This is a genomic window from Caldicellulosiruptor hydrothermalis 108, assembly GCF_000166355.1.
In the GTDB taxonomy this organism is placed as follows: Bacteria; Bacillota; Thermoanaerobacteria; order Caldicellulosiruptorales; family Caldicellulosiruptoraceae; genus Caldicellulosiruptor; species Caldicellulosiruptor hydrothermalis.
In genome coordinates, this window is the sequence record NC_014652.1 from 1,803,731 (window position 1) to 1,822,515 (window position 18,785).

19 protein-coding genes are annotated in these 18,785 nt (G+C 28.5%); 1 reads left to right on the plus strand and 18 read right to left on the minus strand.

Going from position 1 to position 18,785, the window contains the following annotated elements; translation table 11 throughout:
* Positions 1–25: 25 nt before the first annotated feature.
* The 9 genes from CALHY_RS09010 to CALHY_RS09040 form a co-directional block, all read right to left on the minus strand.
* On the minus strand, positions 26–1,105 hold the full coding sequence (locus tag CALHY_RS09010; RefSeq protein WP_013403652.1) for a hypothetical protein: 1,080 nt from the start codon (positions 1,103–1,105) through the stop codon (positions 26–28).
* A complete protein-coding gene (locus CALHY_RS14115; RefSeq protein WP_049772020.1) occupies positions 1,087–1,305 on the minus strand; it encodes a septal ring lytic transglycosylase RlpA family protein in 219 nt (72 codons plus the stop codon). The genes CALHY_RS09010 and CALHY_RS14115 overlap by 19 nt, the downstream gene beginning before the upstream one ends.
* Positions 1,254–1,523, minus strand: coding sequence for a hypothetical protein (locus tag CALHY_RS13325; protein ID WP_049772021.1), 270 nt, complete (start codon positions 1,521–1,523; stop codon positions 1,254–1,256). The genes CALHY_RS14115 and CALHY_RS13325 overlap by 52 nt, the downstream gene beginning before the upstream one ends.
* 415 nt (positions 1,524–1,938) lie before the next feature.
* Positions 1,939–3,138: a hypothetical protein gene (locus CALHY_RS09020; protein ID WP_013403653.1), complete on the minus strand. Its 1,200-nt coding sequence runs from the start codon at positions 3,136–3,138 to the stop codon at positions 1,939–1,941.
* Between the two features lie 275 nt (positions 3,139–3,413).
* Positions 3,414–4,154, minus strand: a complete 741-nt coding sequence (locus CALHY_RS09025) for an NlpC/P60 family protein (protein WP_238524514.1) — start codon at positions 4,152–4,154, stop codon at positions 3,414–3,416.
* A gap of 52 nt (positions 4,155–4,206) precedes the next feature.
* The gene (locus CALHY_RS09030) at positions 4,207–4,674 is read right to left on the minus strand and encodes a DUF5412 family protein (RefSeq protein ID WP_013403655.1); all 468 of its coding nucleotides are present in this window, start codon (positions 4,672–4,674) and stop codon (positions 4,207–4,209) included.
* Positions 4,658–5,041, minus strand: coding sequence for a polymorphic toxin type 44 domain-containing protein (locus tag CALHY_RS13905; protein ID WP_238524515.1), 384 nt, complete (start codon positions 5,039–5,041; stop codon positions 4,658–4,660). The genes CALHY_RS09030 and CALHY_RS13905 overlap by 17 nt, the downstream gene beginning before the upstream one ends.
* Before the next feature lie 155 nt (positions 5,042–5,196).
* Positions 5,197–5,529, minus strand: a complete 333-nt coding sequence (locus CALHY_RS13910) for a hypothetical protein (RefSeq protein ID WP_238524516.1) — start codon at positions 5,527–5,529, stop codon at positions 5,197–5,199.
* A gap of 427 nt (positions 5,530–5,956) precedes the next feature.
* Positions 5,957–6,796 (minus strand): hypothetical protein, encoded by an 840-nt coding sequence (locus tag CALHY_RS09040; protein WP_013403657.1) that lies wholly within the window; start codon positions 6,794–6,796, stop codon positions 5,957–5,959.
* Positions 6,797–7,249: 453 nt separating this feature from the next.
* Here CALHY_RS09040 and CALHY_RS09045 point away from each other — a divergent pair, with 453 nt between their 5' ends.
* A complete protein-coding gene (locus tag CALHY_RS09045) occupies positions 7,250–8,680 on the plus strand; it encodes an ISNCY-like element ISCahy1 family transposase (protein ID WP_013402019.1) in 1,431 nt (476 codons plus the stop codon).
* A gap of 363 nt (positions 8,681–9,043) precedes the next feature.
* On the opposite strand, the gene CALHY_RS09050 is transcribed toward CALHY_RS09045, so the two are convergent.
* The 9 genes from CALHY_RS09050 to CALHY_RS09105 form a co-directional block, all read right to left on the minus strand.
* Complete coding sequence (locus CALHY_RS09050) at positions 9,044–9,298, minus strand: MMPL family transporter (RefSeq protein ID WP_408605139.1); 255 nt, start codon at positions 9,296–9,298, stop codon at positions 9,044–9,046.
* A gap of 339 nt (positions 9,299–9,637) precedes the next feature.
* Positions 9,638–11,242, minus strand: a complete 1,605-nt coding sequence (locus CALHY_RS09060) for an ATP-binding cassette domain-containing protein (protein ID WP_013403660.1) — start codon at positions 11,240–11,242, stop codon at positions 9,638–9,640.
* Positions 11,243–11,259: 17 nt separating this feature from the next.
* Positions 11,260–12,867, minus strand: a complete 1,608-nt coding sequence (locus CALHY_RS09065; RefSeq protein ID WP_013403661.1) for an ATP-binding cassette domain-containing protein — start codon at positions 12,865–12,867, stop codon at positions 11,260–11,262.
* 1,164 nt (positions 12,868–14,031) lie between these two features.
* On the minus strand, positions 14,032–15,216 hold the full coding sequence (locus CALHY_RS09080; protein ID WP_013403663.1) for an MFS transporter: 1,185 nt from the start codon (positions 15,214–15,216) through the stop codon (positions 14,032–14,034).
* A 125-nt stretch (positions 15,217–15,341) separates the two neighbouring features.
* The gene (locus CALHY_RS13915) at positions 15,342–15,671 is read right to left on the minus strand and encodes an ATP-binding protein (RefSeq protein ID WP_013403664.1); all 330 of its coding nucleotides are present in this window, start codon (positions 15,669–15,671) and stop codon (positions 15,342–15,344) included.
* A gap of 263 nt (positions 15,672–15,934) precedes the next feature.
* A complete protein-coding gene (locus CALHY_RS09090) occupies positions 15,935–16,591 on the minus strand; it encodes an ABC transporter permease (RefSeq protein WP_013403665.1) in 657 nt (218 codons plus the stop codon).
* Position 16,592: 1 nt separating this feature from the next.
* Positions 16,593–17,408 (minus strand): ABC transporter ATP-binding protein, encoded by an 816-nt coding sequence (locus CALHY_RS09095; protein WP_041723172.1) that lies wholly within the window; start codon positions 17,406–17,408, stop codon positions 16,593–16,595.
* Positions 17,409–17,488: 80 nt separating this feature from the next.
* A complete protein-coding gene (locus CALHY_RS09100; RefSeq protein ID WP_148222346.1) occupies positions 17,489–17,944 on the minus strand; it encodes a hypothetical protein in 456 nt (151 codons plus the stop codon).
* Between the two features lie 344 nt (positions 17,945–18,288).
* Positions 18,289–18,573, minus strand: coding sequence for a hypothetical protein (locus tag CALHY_RS09105; protein ID WP_013403668.1), 285 nt, complete (start codon positions 18,571–18,573; stop codon positions 18,289–18,291).
* Positions 18,574–18,785 lie beyond the last annotated feature (212 nt).

Below are 18,785 nucleotides of genomic sequence, written 5' to 3' on the forward strand. Positions count from 1 at the left end.
ACAGTAATTAGATTTAACATTATTTTTATTTCCCATATGAAACTGTCATCCTTGTTATAAAAGTATTCTTTTTTTCAAATATCTTTCGCACCTTTTTCTCTCTTAAATCATATTCAAAAACAGCGCTTGGATAAGCTTCAATCCCTTCACCAAACATCATTCTCTTTACATTTTTAGGAATACCGATAAACCAGAGTTTTTTCCCATCATTGCTTAAATAACCCTCTATCGGAGAGGCAAACTCCTCAACAGGTGTATCTTTTATTTTTTTTAGCATACTTTCAGTTAGTATTGGCACTATTACTTTTGACTTTAGATCTAACTTGTATATGCCCGTTTCTCCCTTTTTTCTGGTAGAGTTTAGATAAATATTGGTTGCACTAAAAGTAATAATATTACTCTTTGGTACAAAACCTAAAGCTCCAATTGATCCTGCTTTGAGTTCAGTAATTTTCGTATATTTTTGATTTTTTAAATCAATGATGTAAAAAGTATGTTTTATTGAATCAACAGAGGAATTATCCTCATACATCTTTTTCTCATCCATAGATGAATAAGAGACAGTCAAAATATGATTACTATCAACCACTTCAATGCTATCAAATACCATATCAGAATTTATAGGTTTTACCATTTGAGCTTTTTTCTTTTCAACATCAAAAATCCATATTCTTGGTATTGGAGAACTCAATCCAACTCTTGATACACATATTTTCAAAGGTTTTTCACTGAGAATTTCAATATCTATTTCTCCAGCTTGATCATTAGTAACTTGGAATACTTTCTGATTTTTTAAATTCTTCACAAACAACTCCCAAGGCCCAGTTCCAATTGCATCATCGTACGCAAGCCATTCCTCATTTGTAGAAATATCTCCAAAGGTCATGACTTCCCTGTTTTTAAGAATTAGTTCTTCCTTTTTCTTTTTAGGTATAACCTTCCACATATGAGTCTTTCCATTTTTATCATATACTGAGACAAGTAACTTTTCCACTACCTCTTCTTTGCTGGCTATCCCTGTATTGTAAATTCCTAAAGATAAGGATAGTAGCAACAAAATTGCTACTATCCTTATTACTTCTATTTTTAACTTTGAATAGGCCATTCTATTTTCCCCCTAAAAATTCCTTTGCTTGGATTATGAATTTTTGAAAATGCTGTTTTTACCATATCCAATATTCTAGCTTGCACATATGGACCTCTATCTAATATTTTTACTATTGTGCTTTTGCCATTTTCAAGACTGGTTACCTTTACCCTTGTCCAAAATTCAATTGTCTTATGTGCAGCACTTTCGCTATCCAATATAGCTCCTGCTGCTCCTTTTTTCCTTCACCATTATACCATGAAATATAACCTGTTTCTGTATTCAACTTTGTAACATCTTGTTGTAAAATGTTATTACTATTTTCACCATTGCTTGCTTTATTTTCTATTTTTTCTGATTTACTATCATTAGTTTTGATTTCATCTGAATTTACTTCCTTTAAGTCAATCTTCAAAGGCTCTTCTTGACCTCCCATTTTATTTCGCATCCCTTCATGAGCGCCCATTAAAAAAGTTGATGCCGCTGTAAACTAAAATCTTCTAAGTTATATAAACAGCTTACAATATAAACAGGTCACTATATTTTTCTATATCCTCTGGTTTACTTCTCTATTTGCATAAAAACCGTCTTATTTATAAAAGTTTATCTGCATATTGCTATGTTTGCTAAAATTTCCTTTAGCAAATTCACCTTAATTTTACATTATTAATTTTCAACCTGTCAAACTCGTTTTTTAAAGCCAATTTTAAGCAATTTTTAGTTATTAGCTCTCTCTTTCATTAAATTTCATAAATTTATTGCATTTTTCTATAATATAAAGATGTTTCACTTAATTATTCTATCATAACTGTTATAAAAAAATGATCAGGCCATTAATTAACATAAAAACTCTATTTTGAAATCACATCATAACTTACAATGCCGCCTTTTATCTGAAATAGTAGTTCAAATTTTTTATTTTTTAGTCTATAAATATTGGTGTCAAAAATCTTATTCGGAACAAATGAATAGTATTTTCTGTCGATAAAATAAATTGTTTTATCATTTTTATATATAGGCCAGTAAATATTTATGTCTTTTGGTACATTATTAACAATTTCCAATTTCCCAGTATTCAGGTCAACAATTACTGGTTTAGACCTAAAAGGTTCTATAATGGGAGAATAATCACCAAATTCTCTGTATTCTGGTTCACCCTGTGTAAACATATATTTATCACTTGAAACAAAACATCCTGGAGAGTTGCACAACCCTGTATTTGAACCAAATTCTTTTACTAATCCGCTTTTTAAATTTATAGCCGTTAGATATCTATAAGGTGGAGTTCCCGATGAAGAAGTGCTAATTACAACCCACTTATTTTCTTTGCTTATAGCAGTAGAATATATCAATCTACGATCTACTGTTAATGGTAAATTACCCATTTTTTTAGAGAGAATCTTTTTCTTTTGATTATTTTGTAAATCAATTAAAACAAGCAAGGTTGCTATGAAGCGTCTGCTACATACTTCTCCACATACTACGTATCTGCTATCGTCTGAAAGAACTGGCCACCAGAAATTACCTTCTGCTATACGTTCTAACACAAATGATAATTTATTTTTTTTCTCCTGTTCACCATTAACTCTTAATATATAAAGTGCTTTTTTAGTAGATATCACAAATTCCTCTTTTTCCTTGTTTACATTAATAAACTCAATCCCCTCATTTAGTTTTTGCTTATACACTTCTTTCCCAGTTTTATAATCAACCAGTATCAATTCTTTGAGATTTTGTGTATAAGCTACAAAATTTTTCCCCCATGCAAAAAATCGACGTGGTTCAAATGTAAATTCGCTATTAGTCTCAATATCTAACGGTTTAAATTTAAATAACAATTTATCATTTCCTCTGCTGTCAACTACTCTCCCCTCAAATTCACTCTCATACACACTATGCGGTTTTTTGTTAATTGACACTTTTACATATCCTATTTTATCGATATCTGCTTGAATAAAGTATGTATACAAGAATCCAAATAAAACTATCACAAATAATAGCAGCCCAATTAAAAGAACTTTTTTGAAATTAACTTTAGTATTTGACTTCACGGTTGACATCCCTTCTTTTATAAATCTTTTTTCAATAAATTGTTGAATAAATGTCATATTTTTATCTTCAAATTGATAATCCTTTTAATTTACTACAAAAATATCTGTTTTTGTGTTTTAATAAAACTAATACTTGCCATCCTCCTTGGCGCTTGATGTTTTTCTACAATCTTTAAACCCTACCTCAAGGAGGATGGCTTTTTATATAACAACCTTTATTATCCTTCTATTAACTTTGTTTTATTTAATTACCCACTGATTTAATTAAAATACCTTTAATTTGCTACAAAAGGACATTTGTATGCTCCATAAATACCTTCTACCTCAGATTTACTTCTAGCACGATGGATAACTCTATCATAACCACCCTTTGTGCTCTCATATACTATATAGTTGTTATCAGCATCTTTTTTATAAAATAGCATAACATGATCACTATTACATAAAACATCTCCTTTTTGCAAAGCATTGTAATTGATTTGACTGCGATATTTCATTATATCATAAGTACTCCATCTATCATATATTCCCCAGCATTTACTAACAAAACCTGAACAGTCAACACCAGCTGTGCCTCCCACGTAATAATGGTCTTTAGTGTGCACATTTCCAGCTGCATAACCTTCATTAATTTTCTGATCAAACTCTGAAAGAGAGTGTGCTCCACCCCAACAGTATGGCACTTGATAGTAATAAGTATTATATGATGTTATAAAACTTGGTCTTTGCCACCAATTAGGATTTGCTGCTTTTGAACCATCATAATTCTGTTTTGAACAATACCATTTGTGATTATTGTATTGGTAAGCAACAGACATTATTTGATCTCTCGTTAGACTTGAAGTACTTATACTTGAATTAATTATATTAGAACCACTTAGACTATTTATACTGTCTTGAGTCTTTCCATCAAATTGTATAACATTGTTTTTGTTATCTATATAATTATCTTCTACCCCTAATGATTCTTTATATTTGATATATTGCTCACTTGTCATCCATGAATTAACTTTCAATACATATACATTCTTTTCACACGGCAACAATATAAAAATATCACCGCCTTAATCACTTACCGTGAAATTTTTGTTTTTTACTTCGAAGTTTTTCTATCAGCCTTTTTAAAGATTCTTTTCTAAAATCAAAAGAGTCTTTAAAAATGTCTAATCTGTGACCATTAATTATAACAACATCATTATTTATCCATTTAACATCAGCTTTATCTTCTGGGTAGTTCCAGTATATGTTTCTAATTTTTAAGCCATTTTTATAACATAGCTCTCCTCTAACTCCATATGCTGTTGTTGCACCACCATTGATTAAGTAAAATTTAATTTTATATTTCCCATCAGGGGATAAAGATTCCTTTAAAAATTCGCCATGCGGAAGCATGTTTATATCAAAAAATCGCCAGTAGACAAATAAAGAAAATAATAATATAAGCATTAATATTGTCTTCAGTAATTTGATTAATATTCTTTTAAAAGAACTATTGTTTACTTTAGCTGAATTATTAGATTTATAAACCTTGCTCATACCATGATATCCCTTTCCTAATTGCTTCTTGATCTTTCGGATCATCAAAATAGCTATTATAGTAAGAAATATCCCATGTTCCAGATAATATTTGAACAAGTCCAGCAGCTGCACATAAAATTTCTGGTGGAAGAGGTAATGATCTACCCGTATATCCATAATTAATATTACCAATATCTTCTCCATAGACATATTCTACTTTGCCATTAACAATTATTTTGTACAATTTATTCCAGCCATATATTAGTTTGTAATCCCAATCACCACCTTCTCTTACTTTAGATGTCCAATATGCAACTTTTGCAGAATATGCTAAGGCAGCATTTCCATTTGTATATATGAATATTGATAAATAAATATTGTTCAATTCATTTACATTGTTTCTGCATATGTTTAGCAAATTTACGTACGGTGGCTCATCTGGATCACGCTGAATAATAATTGAATTTTTATTACTTTTTACACTTTCGTTTTTTGGTTGGCTATTTGTAGAAAGATGTATACTAAAGTCATCCTTTAAATCTACAATTCTTCCTTGATAGCTAAGTTAAGGTATTTTATGCATTCTTTATATTTTAATATTAAATTATTGTCTTCAACTATCTCTTTTATTGATTCCTTGGCATTAATAGTTCCATCATCATTAATCTTTAAATAATTTTTGGGACTTTTTAGCACGAGACTATTAATGTTGAGCAAACTTTCTATCAATTTACTATCTTGTAATGTATAGTTGCCGATTAAGTTATATTCTTCATCTTCAGCATATGATAAAGAAAAGTTAAATACATTAAATATAAATACAAAAATCGTCATGATACCTAAAAAAACTAACTTCTTTTTACTGCTTTTCATATTCCCATTCCTTCTACCTATTTTATTTTGCTTCCCTTCATGGGCACTCATGAGAGGTTGATGTCGTTGTAAGTTAAAATCTTTTAAGTACGGAGAAATAAATAAACAAATAATGGTGACGAACATGAACATGTTGCAATATTTTCTCTTTTATATTTCCTGGTATACAATCCTATTTGCATATAAACTATCTTATTTACGAGAGGCAATATGCAAATTGCTATATTTATTAATATTCTCCTTGGCATTTTCACCTCAATTTTACTTTATTAATTTTCATTTTGTCAATCTCGTTTTTTTAAAGTTAATTTTATACAAATTTAAGCTATTATCTCTTTCTTTCTTTTAATATCTCTAAATTTCTTAAATTTTCTCTTGTTTTTGTAAACAAAAAGCAGCCCCTTTAATTTTTTAGTAAAAAACTTTGTTATTTTATATCATCAATTTTATACTCTTTTATTCCACTATCACTTCTAATCTGAATAGAATTATCAGTAAACGTAATTGCTCCCGTTTCTTTATCCCACTTTACCCTTTTATTAATTACAATCCTTTCATCTTTAACTTTGCCTATATTAAGCTTCACTTCATCTTCAGCATTTATATCTTTCGTGTAGAATGCAATATTATTATTTTCAGAAATATAAGGACCTTTTAGGATACTTTCACTATCAGACGTTTCAAAAATGACTTGGTCATTTTTATAAATCTTTTCTCTGCCTTTCAGATTTGAAAAGTGTGGCTGTGGCAAAGCATAATAAATATTTTCTTTCCGGCTATCCCAAACAAATCCTATCCCATAATACTCTTTTATTACTTGTAATTTGTTTGCATCAAGCAAGCAATAAACATCCAAGCTTGGGTTAACATGAGCGTAAAATCCAATCATACTATTGTTGAGCCATTCTAAATTATTTACAGATGAAAAAGTTATATTTTCTAAATGAATTTTCTTTATTTCTTTTGTTTTGAGTTCTAAAATACCTACACTTTCATTGTTTATGTCAGAAATATAATAGGCAACCCTTGTTTTATCTGGCGATAATACTGGAAAAGATTTTTTGTCACTGTCAGTTGTCATTTTCTCATCGTTAAAATAAATCTGATTATCTTGAATTGTTATACTTCCTTCCCGTGGAAACATACCTTTGACGTATTTTTCTCCTTCCTTAAATCCATTAAGAAAATCTCCCTTAACTAAAATACCAATTGCAGCCACAACCAAAAACCCTACTGATAAAACTAAAATAATTGCTTTACTTTTCATAAAATTCTCTCCTCGCATCTTATTTTGCATCCCTTCATGGACGCCCATGAAAGGTTGATGCCGATACAAGTTGAAATTTCTCGAAATTAAAATAAATATTTTCTTTTTTATATTTCCTGGTATACAATCCTATTTGCATATAAACTATCTCATTTACGAGAGGCAATATGCAGATTGCTATATTTACTAATATTCTCCTTGACATTTTCACCTCAATTTTACTTTATTAATTTTCATCCTGTCAAACTGTTTTTTTTAGTTAATTTTATGCAATTTTTATCTATTATCTCCCTCTTTCTTTTAATATCTCTAAATTTTAGCCTTTTGCAAAAACGCTCAAGATGAGCGTTATCAAGCTTTACATAGAATCAAAAAAGACTGGTCACCCTCCTCATAATTGTAGTAAAATATGATTATATAAAACAAATTTTCTACTATGAGGAGGGTTCCAAAATGTTCAACACCAAACCTAAACAACTTTCTTTCATAGACCTATTCTCCCACCTAAAGGCTTCGGCTCTCTACAAGCCTGAAAGCCTCTTGGGCTTGTTCAATAAATTCATTGACTTGTCACATTATATACCTTCTTCTTTCTACAATGCCTACTACAAATATTTCGGTAAGCATAGATACTTCTCTTTAGAATCTATGCTTTGTTGCTTCCTCGTCCAAAAATTGCTCAAACTCAATACTTTAACTCAGCTTCGTGCTGTCTTACTCAACTCATTCGAACTTCGCTCATTTTGTAATCTTCATGGCAATGTCCCTTCTATCTCTACTCTCTCTCGCTTTAGAAAAATATTTGCAAGTGAAATCCATAAACTTTTTCAAAATATCTCTATCCATGCACATAATATTTCCATCCAACAATGCCCTCAAGATTCTTCAATCTTAATCTTCGACACAACAGGTATTGTCCCAAAGGTTCGTGAAAACAATCCTAAATTCATTCATCTACTGCTGAAAAATACCTCAAAAGCTAACCCTGAACTTCCCTCTGAAAAAGTCTACTCTCTCGTTTATTCTTCTTTGCCTAAAACTGCTAACGCTAATTCTAACATCCGTCTTATGTTTGTAAATGGCCATTTCTGCTGGGCTTTAAAATTTGCAGTCATTACCAACGCTCTCGGTATCCCTTTAGCTTTAGTACCTCTGTTTAACTATGATTCCCCTTCCTCTGACCCACAAGAAGCAAAAGCTATCTCCGACTCTAAAGGTTTAATTCCTTCGCTCGAAACTTTATTCTCTTATATCCCCAAAAATTTCTCCACTTTCATCGCCGACAGTGCTTTGGATTCCCACAACATATACTCCACTTTAAAAAATACCTTTAACTTCTCCAAAATCGTTATTCCACTAAATACAAGAGCTTCTAAAAATACTACACCTACATCAGACCCCAATATCGTTATTTCTGAAGATGGTATCCCTATCTGCAAAAAGTTCAACAAACCTTTTAAACCCGAAGGCAAATGTCAGGGTAAAAATCGCTCTTTGCGCCTTAAATGGACTTGCCCTATGTCACAATACAAAGATGGCAAACGCATCTGCTCTTGCCCTCAGCCTTGTACTACCTCTAAATCGGGTAGAATGTTCTATACATACCCAGATAACTTTCGCTCTTTCCCAGGTATCAACAGAAATTCACAAGAGTTTTTTGACCTCTACAAAAAACGTGTCGCTGTAGAGCAGACTATTTACCACCTGAAATCCTACATGGGCTCTGATACTATCTCTACTTATGACCATATTTCTATTTTCTCTGATTTCTTGCTATCTGCCATTACTTTCTCGCTCTTGTTTATTCTCGCTCACAATATCAAACTCTATTGCTCTAAATTGACTATCAAAAAACTTAACAAGCTCAAAAAACTTATCGCTTAATACTACTATTTTTTAAATCTATTTCTTACAAAAAATTTCTGGTTTTGTTTTTACTTAACCTTCTAAAACAAGGAGTTAAGAAGGCTTAGGATATTATTGTCTTTTTTGAAGTTGTTAATTTTTGTCATATGTTTGTTGCTGATTATTTTTGTTGGTATTGATAATATTTGGTTTTCACTTCTCTTTTCTTTTTGTATCTTGATTGTATTTCATGTTAGTATTGGTGCCTTTTACCTTCAATCACCACCTATTTTGCAAACGCCTATTAATATCTCTAAATTTCTTAAATTTTCTCATGTTTTTTGCAAATAAAAAGCTGCCCCCTTCTCTGGAGGCAGCTTTCAAATTTTTTCGAAGTTCCTTTTATATTATATCCCTTTTTATTCTCATCAAAGTATTGTACAAAAATGGAAGCAGAAAAAATGCAAGCAGAACAAGACCTATCACAACACACACTGAAACCTGCATAAGCGTTAAAATCCCAGATGGTAGCATTGCCGCAAATGTGCCGGCTAAGATTATAGCAGCTGAGGTTACAACATGCCCTATATTTGCCGAGGTAAGCCTGAGCGCCTCGTTTATCTCTAAGTCTTTATATTCATAAAACCTTATCAGCAAAAATACACTGTACTCTATACCCAAAGCTAAGAACACAACAAAGTGAAAAATGGCACTGCCTAGTTGAGTGCTTCGTATTTGAAAATACCTTTGAAAATCATCTCTGTTATAGAGAGTGCAAGGTAGTAATATCATTGATAAATTTTTGAAATTTTATTTTTGCGGTTGTTTTATTTAAGACTTCGTCATCTATATTATATTTTGACAATAATACTTTATCTAGTTCGTAACTTTCAGCAAATTTATATAGAAGACTCTCATCTTTTATATAATTTATCAAGTAATTATATAAAACCTCACATACTTTCATTATATACCCTTCTCCTTCTAAAATAAAATTTAATTGAAATCAATTTGATAAATTTTATTAAAATATCTCAATAAGTTCCTTTCATGAGTAACCATAATAATAGTAGTGTTTGGATCTTCTAGCAGACTGGAAATAACTTTTTTCCCCTCTTCATCTAAATTTGCAGTTACTTCGTCAAACAAATAAAATTGCCTCCCTTTGAGCATTGCTCTTCCAAGAGAAATTCGTTGTTTTTGCCCACCTGATAAATAAATTCCATTATCACCCGCACGTTTGTCTTTTATTTCTTCCAACATTAGTTTTTTCATAACGCTCTCTAAAGTATTTATTTCTTTGTTGAATTTCACCATCTTGATATTATCTTCCACTGAAAAGTTAAATATAAATGGCTGTTGAGAACAATACCCAATACTTTCTCTTAAACTCTCTAAATTTATTTCCTTGAGTTCAATCCCATTAATGTAAATTTCACCTTCATAGTCCTCATAGAAACCTAAAAGAATTTTTAAAAAAGTAGTCTTTCCAGACCCATTTTCACCTATTATTGCTACTTTATCTCCTTTTTTTATGTCAAGAGAAATATTCTTGAAAATATAATCTTTATCAAACCTATATCCTATATTTTTTATCTCTACAATTTCTATATCCTTTGTTAGTACTTTTCCTCCATATCTTTCTGGAGAGTTTATTAAATCTAATATCCTCTTTGAGAATATTTTAAGTTTATAAAACTGGTTAATCGTATTAATGATGTAATTTATCATTCCCTTTATCAAAATTGAATATCCAGTTATTTTTATAAAATCTCCCAAGGAAATTTTATTTCTTAACATAAAATAACTGCCCAAAATATACATAAATAGCATTGAAATCTGAGAGAAAGTATCATCCATTGTCTTTAAAATAACTGAAGTTTTGATCTTCTCTTTTACATACTTTTCAATAAAGTCTTGGTAGCACTTTTTTATCATTTCCTCTATTTCCTTTTCTAATGAATGAACTTTAATATACAAAAAACTTTGAACAACTTGATTTTCTAATTCTCTTAATTCATCTTTCCTCTCCTGACCATATTTTGTAATTCTCTGGTTTTGTTTTTTTGTGATTAGAGGAACTATTATAGGAAGTAAAACTAATATAAAAGATAATATTGAATAAAAAATTTCTATTTTTATCATTACATATAGTACGTAAAGTATGAATATACAAGAAAACAAAATTTCAACAACATCCAAAATTGCAAATCTAAATAATCTTATATCATCATTAAATCTTGTCAGCACTTCACCAACTGTCAATTTATTTAATTTCAAAAGCTTTTGACACAAAAATTTTTTGTAGATATTAGTATCGTGTAGGACTACTACCTTCCCAAATAATAAAGCTCTATATATAGAAGATATGCACGGCAAAACAAAAATAACAATACACAGAATAAATAGAAGATTAATTATGTTGTTTTTCAATAAATAAAAATCTCTTTTTAATGCTGCATCCATATAAACTCCTAATTTTGATACCAAATATATGTCTACAATATTTTGTAGAGAAAAAATAATTATATCACACAACAATACATACCAATATTTAACCAAAAAATCCTTAACTAATCTATTTTTTTCTTTAATCACCATAAAAAACTACCTCGCTGTTAATAAATTTCAGCAATTTCGTTTACTGATTGGTTTTCGATTCTCCAAATTTTATTTACACAACTTGCCAATTCAATATTATGTGAAACAATTATTATTGTTTTTTCACTTTTACAAAGAATATCTTTCAAAATTTCTATACTTTTAGTATCAAGATAATTAGTCGGTTCATCAATTATTAAGATTGAAGACTTTTTCAACAACCCTCTTATTATTGATATTTTCTGTTTTTGCCCATCTGAAAGTTGATTAATTTTTTTTGATAAAATATCATCCAAACCAAACAAGTGCAGTAAACTTCTTTTTCTATCTTCCAAATTGTCTTGAATCATCATATTAAGGTTATTATCTATATCCTGTGTAAAGAAAGTAAAATTTTGAGGAATAAATGAAATGTGTTTACTGAAACTCTTAAAATCTACTTTTGAAAGTGGTACACCATTAATAAGAATATCACCTTTAAAAGATTCATAAAGTCCCATTATAAGCTTCAAAAGAGTAGTTTTTCCACTTCCATTAGAACCCATAATCAATATTTTATCTCCTTTGTTGATACGAAAATTTATTTTGTTGAAGATACTCTTAGAATTTTCATAGGAAAACGAAACATTTTTAAACACAATATTTTCAATTTCATTTATTTGTATCATATTCCCATATTGATCTTCTATATCAAAATTTAGTATTTCACTAATTCTTTCAAAAGAACTTTTTTCAACCCTCAAATTTTGAAAACCTTTTGCTGCTACTTTAAAATTATCAATTACAATAGGAAAAAGTGATATGAACACTACAACCAAATCAGGAGTTATTAATTTTTTATATAAAAATAAACCTAACATGATATATATTCCAAATTTTGCTATATTGTTGCATAAGTTGTAAAGTATATCTTCAATTGATCCTACTTTTTCCATTTCATTTGCACATTTTTTGCTGACTTCTTCCAAGGAAAGAAATCTTAAAGAGGCCCATTCATAAAGATTATATGCTTTTATTACTTCAATTCCTTCAAAAGACTGTTTAATAAAACCTGTTAACTCATCATCTGCACGATGACTTTTTTCAACTATTTTATTCATATATTTTATTGTAAAAAACAGCGGAAATATAGGTAAAATCCAAAGACCAAAAAAAATAACTGAAAGAGAAAAATTTTTTAGACCCAAAAAAATAAAATAACCTGCTAAACATATTAAGGCTGAAAAAACTGAAGAATAATGAACATAAAAACACTTTACTATATCATTAAAGTCCTGCTCTAATCTATTTAAAATCTCACCTTGTCCATATTTTTCTATTAATGAATATTTGTTATTCAAAAACAACATAAATAACTTTTTCTTTAGTTCAATAATTCTATTCTCTTTAAAAAATTCAATTAACAATGAAAAAAATAATTTGCCAGAAATAATAATAAGATAAATTAAAAGAAAGGTAACTACATTACATATAAAAACCTCCATATCTTTTTGGATAGCTAATGAAAATAATTTAGCAAAGGTATTAGAAATATATATGTTTATGATACCCTCAATTAAATTTATAAAAACAATGAAAATAGTAGGTAATAACAATACTATTCTTACATAGTATTTAAAATTCATCCTTTTGCACCCTTTCCCAATAAATATAAGCTTATTCAATAATTCTATTCTGTATTGTTATATAAATTATCTAACAACCAATTACATGTTACTTTTGAATTAATCACTTTTTCTTCTAAATTTCAATCTGGCAAAAGTAATCTGTAATAGGTACATTTATTGATTTACAATAAGTAATTGAAGTAGTACTGTTTTGATCTAAAAATACTTTTAAATACTGATTTTCATAATTATATACTAAGCAAGAAAGAATTAACTCCTTTCCTCTTTGCACTATTATTCTAAATTTATTGTTTTCGAAATGATATAGTTCCGGTATATATGCAACATTCAAAGTTTTATTGTAATTCTTTAATTTTGAAACGAATTCATTGTAATTATTTTGTATTTTAAAATTTGTTTTTATATCTATTAAGAAAGTTCTCACATTATTTTGCATTACATCTTTATAGTTTTGTAAATTTATCAAATCTATTAATTAAATTAACATCATCACACCTTACAATTAAATCTACTACTGGCAATTAATATCGTTTAATGACAATTTGATCATAATTTTCTCTCATAAGACAAGTAGCTATTGTCACATTTTTAAAGTTCAATTCTTTTAAGGGCTTTAAAGCATTTATTGCTTTTTCAAAAAATCCATCACCTCTAATCTTATTATGAATTTCTTTAGGAACATCAATACTAATTTGAAACACAGAAAAATTTATATTTTGTATTTCCTTTTAGTATATCCTTTGTGAGTAAAAAACCATTAGTACTGATTAATATTTCCATATTTTGTAGTATGCATATTGTAATATCTCTACTATATCTTCTCTTGCAAACGGTTCTCCACCTGTGAAAAAGATTTTCTTTACCAAAATTCATCACTATAAACATCTATTAGCTTTTTAATTTTCCCGAGTAGTCAACTCATTATAAAATGGTTCGCCTGAGTTGCCATAGCAGTGTTTGCATAATGCATTGCATCGTTTAGTCACCCTTATTGAAGCTGCAAGTATAGGTATATCACCTAATAACTCTTTAATTCCAATAGTCCCATATTTCAATAGTTGTTTTATTTAAAGCAATCCTATTACTAAATAAATATCCATTTTAAACACTCTGTAGTCCATATTTATTTGCTTATAAATAGGCATCTAAACATTCCCCATCTTAATCTACATTTCTATATATCCTTTCAAAAAATAACAAAACAAAAACTGCTAAACCCGAAATTAAAATAAATGCAGCACTTACAAACAAGCCATATGAAATACCTAAAACCTTTATAAAGTAACCAATTCCAATACCTGCTAAAATTTCGCCACTAGCCTCTGCAAATTGAAAAAATGATAATGCAGTAGCCCTTATTTCAGAATTTATATATCTATTTAGATAACTTTGAAGATAAGGCCTAAGAAGAACTTCTAGTATAAAAAAAAGTATTAAACATAAATATGAAATAATATTTAACTTTACAAAGACAGCAATAGTTACTATCATAAACATTGAAATTTTTAGACAACCAATTATTAACAACTCATTCTTTTTAGGACTATCCAATTTGTTTTGTAAAAGCATAAACATAAGACTAAAAATAGCACTGATTATATATATATTACTTATCAAGAAAATATTAAATTTTTTAAATTTAAGAAATGTTTGATAAAATCTTTCTATGCCATCTAATCCTATTGCGAATAAAAATACTGCTAATGACAATAAAAATAAACTTTTAGTTGAAATAATATAACAAATAGATAATTTAATCTTATTTATCATTGACTCGTTGCTATTTGAATTATAAGATTCTTGTAACGATTCAGGTACAAAAAAATAAGTTATCAAAGCTGCAATAATATATAATATTGCCGATACTATAAATGGTAGGATGGCATTTATTTTGTACATAAAGGTTATAAAAACTGCTCCAATAATACTTCCTGTAATAAAAACAATGTACATTTTTCTAATCTCAATCTCAAATTTATCGCTTTTCCCTTTCAGAATTAAATAATCAGCTAACCATGCTTCTAATGCTCCAGATTCAAAGGAATCTGCTAATCCCATTATTAATACAGAAAATAGGAACATATAAAATGTATTTCCTAATGAAAATAAGAAAAAAGCAATAAAATTTAAAAGAGCTGATAAAAACAATGAAACTTTTCTACCATATCTATCTGCAAATGCCCCAAAAGGAATTTCTGTAACAAACCTAATTGTTTCTAAGACACTACCCAATATTCCGATAGCAAATAATGAAACTTTTAAATTTGACATATGTAAAATCCAAATAGGAAAAAATAAACCTTTTGCAGTCCCTTTAATTAAAACAGTAATAAAATAAGCTAACATAAAAATCCCTCACCTTTTTTTGTAGTTGGCAAGTCACTAAATAGTGACTTGCCACTAAATATCTAAACTTTGTGACCACCCATTACTACTGAACCTCTAACGACTCCTTGATTTAGTTTCCTCAGTCACAATTCATCTAAAATCAACAAGTCCACATTGACGTATTTTTTTAGTTTCTGCTGATATGAATTACCTGCTCTTGAAATGTATAAATCTTTAAGCATCCTATTTACTGTTGTAACCAGTACCCTATAGACCAATGACACAGCTTTTAATTCTAACGCTATTGCAAGATGAGTCTTTCCTGTTTCCGGTAGCCCTATTGATACCCACATTCTCTTCTGTTCAATATCTTTGATTACTTTCCTCACAGTTTTTCTATCAATGCCCAGCATTCTGGCTATCTGGCTTTTGTTGCATTCCTGTTTGTATAATGTATGAATTGTAATATGCATTGCTATTGTCAGCATCCCTTCGTTTTCTTCTTCTGTAGTTTTTATATACCCTATTCTACACTACAGAAGGTATTTTTGGAATTGCCAGGTGGAGAATTTTTTGTATCATTTCTGATGATTTTATTTTATCATTAACACTTTTACTCCAAATATCTTCAAATTTCTTCAATTTTTTTCGCTTTCTCACAATAAAAAAGCTACCTCATTTTTGGAAGCAGATACTTGCTATTATCGGATTTATTAGCTTCTTCCAAACGTTTGAATTAACTTGTTATTATCTTTTCTACATTTATCCTTTTAAGTATCACTAAACCAACAATAAATACACCCCAACATAACAATATAAGTCCAGCTTTTAAAACTTGAATTGATATATTACTCGAAAATGCCAATTTAGGAATATATGAAAATAAGAAAACAAGTGAAAATTTTACTCCACTTATCAATACGCTGTTTTTCGTAGTGAGACTGACCGAATAAATTATGAATATACATCCTAATGAAAACACAAAAACAGTGAGAATAACAAAAAGAAATAAATAAATGTTATTCAAATGACTTTTTAATAAAATAAAGGTAACCCATATGAAAACAATTATTGAGCTTGTAATTAAAGCTGGAATAACTTTTGATAAAAATATCAATGTATTACTTAAAGGTGATGTAAAATATCTATGATAAACATAACTACTCTTGTCCTTATCGAAATTAATGGTTGTTATAAATACAATTGAATATGAAATAGTTATTACAACACACAATGTATAAAATAAGCTTATCGAAGGTTTATCTTTTAAATAATTTAAAAATTGTTCAAAATTCTTAAGCGCATACCACACCGCAATGTTTAAAATTAGTAATAATATAATTGCATTTTTAATGTAATTTTTGACTTCTAATTTTATTATTTTAAAAAACATTTTAACTAACCCTCCCTTCTATAAATTTTGCATATAAATCTTCTAATTTTTCTATCATCTGATAATTCTTTGGTTTAATCTTTAGAAACATTTTCTCATCAAAAACATATAATTTGCTGTTTTTCACTCTATAGGTTTGAAATTCAGGATAATCTCCTTCTACCAAATAAAACTTTTCTGAAACAGGTATTTCGAAAATTGTTTCACCGCTTTTTATAAATCCAATTCTATCACTAATTTCCTGTACCTCATATAAATTGTGAGAAACAAAAAGTACAGTTTTACCTCTCTTTTTTAAATCAAGCAACAGCTTTTTAAAAACTACTTGAATTTCCGGATCTAACCCAGATGTAGGTTCATCCAGAATAAGTATTTTAGGATCATGTATTAAAGCACCAATTAAAGAAATTTTTCTCTTTGTTCCTTTTGAAAGTTGCTTGAATTTTTTACGAAAATCTTCCCTTTTTAAGTCTAACATTTCAACATAATCATATATTCTATGTTCATCTACTCCAAACAAATAACACATATGCTTCAAATTATCTATAACAGACCACTCTAAATTATAAGTTTCTATTTCAAACATAAGCCCTATTTCTTTAAAATGTTTTTTCGAAAGTTCTTCACCAAAAATTTTTATCTCTCCATCATCCTTTTTAAGTAGCCCTAACAAAGTATAAATTGTAGTAGTTTTACCAGCTCCATTTGGCCCCAATAAACTATAAATTTCTCCTTCATAAATGTTTAGGTTTATTTCTTTGAGAATCAGCTTACCATTGATGCTCTTTTTTAATTTTTTAATCTCTATTGCTTTCATTTTAAATTTTGTTACCCCCCAATTTCTTATTTTTTCTTTATTTTTGCTATTATTTTGTTTATTGTTGCAATATATGTAAATTATATTATCTTCCATAAAACATAATAAGTTGCAAAATATAAACCTATTATTACTATTGTACCACCTTCTATCCCATTCATCTCGATCACAGCAGATAAAAGCCAGATAGAAAATATTATATAGGAATTTGCCACATAGTTAGAAAGCTTTCTCAAAATAAAATTATTAGGATTTCTTATGAAAAGAGATTTTAAACCTCTTATTATTAACACTAAACCATATAACATACCTATTGTTAACAGATATTTATTAAAATTTTTATGAGCTATATAAGTAAAAGATATTAACAGTGCTGAAACCCCTATTATTATATCAACAATCCATAACTTATCTCTGTTTGAATTTGTGTAATAAAAAGCTTTTTTTATGATGCTTTTTCCTCTCAAAATCATGTAAGCAAATCTTAAATAACCATAAAAACCTAAAATAAAGTATATGTATATATAATATTTCATCATTTTCATCTTCCCTTTCGATATACATTTTTGTATAATTTCTCAATCCATCTAAATCTTGCTATTGAAATAAACAATTTCGTTTCTGTTACTGTTATTATTGATTGTAATCATTCAAAAAAAATTAAAAAATGTTACTATCATTAGTACTATACCAGGCACATTTCACTTTATCTATAAAACCTTTCTCAAAAAGCTTTCTAACACGCAATGGACAAGGAATACAAAAATTTAGAAAGCTGCATTCATTGCAAATCTCTTTTTGAGCACTATTAAGATTTGCCCACTTGCTTAATTTTTCTTTCCAAAATTCAAAAAATAATAAGGGTGAATATGGTTCTATTTTACCATAATATCTTTTTAGGATCAGCCATTACACATGGACGCACGTAAAATTGAGGATCTATAACAATATATTTCCAACTTACTCCACAATTTCTATTAATATATTCTCTATTAAATTCCTTAAGTTGAATATATGGAATAATATGTCCATATTTTTCTTTAACATATTTATCTTCTTCAGAAAGTCTTACTATATCTTCATATTGCCAAATATAATCACATGCTTTTCCAAAAGGAAGTATTGGACTATATGAAAATGCGTTAACCCCAATTTTCGGACACAAAGAGGTTGATGCTGTATATTAGCATACATAATAGTTAATTGGCATATATTTTTATAAACTGATAATATATCCTAATTAGCTTGTTCAATTTGTTTTCTTTAATTGTAATTATTATTAATTCGTAAATAAATTGCTATATTGCTTATTTGTAATATTCTGCTTGAATTTTATTACAATATTTTCATTATGTCAAACCCGTTTTTTTTAGCTTA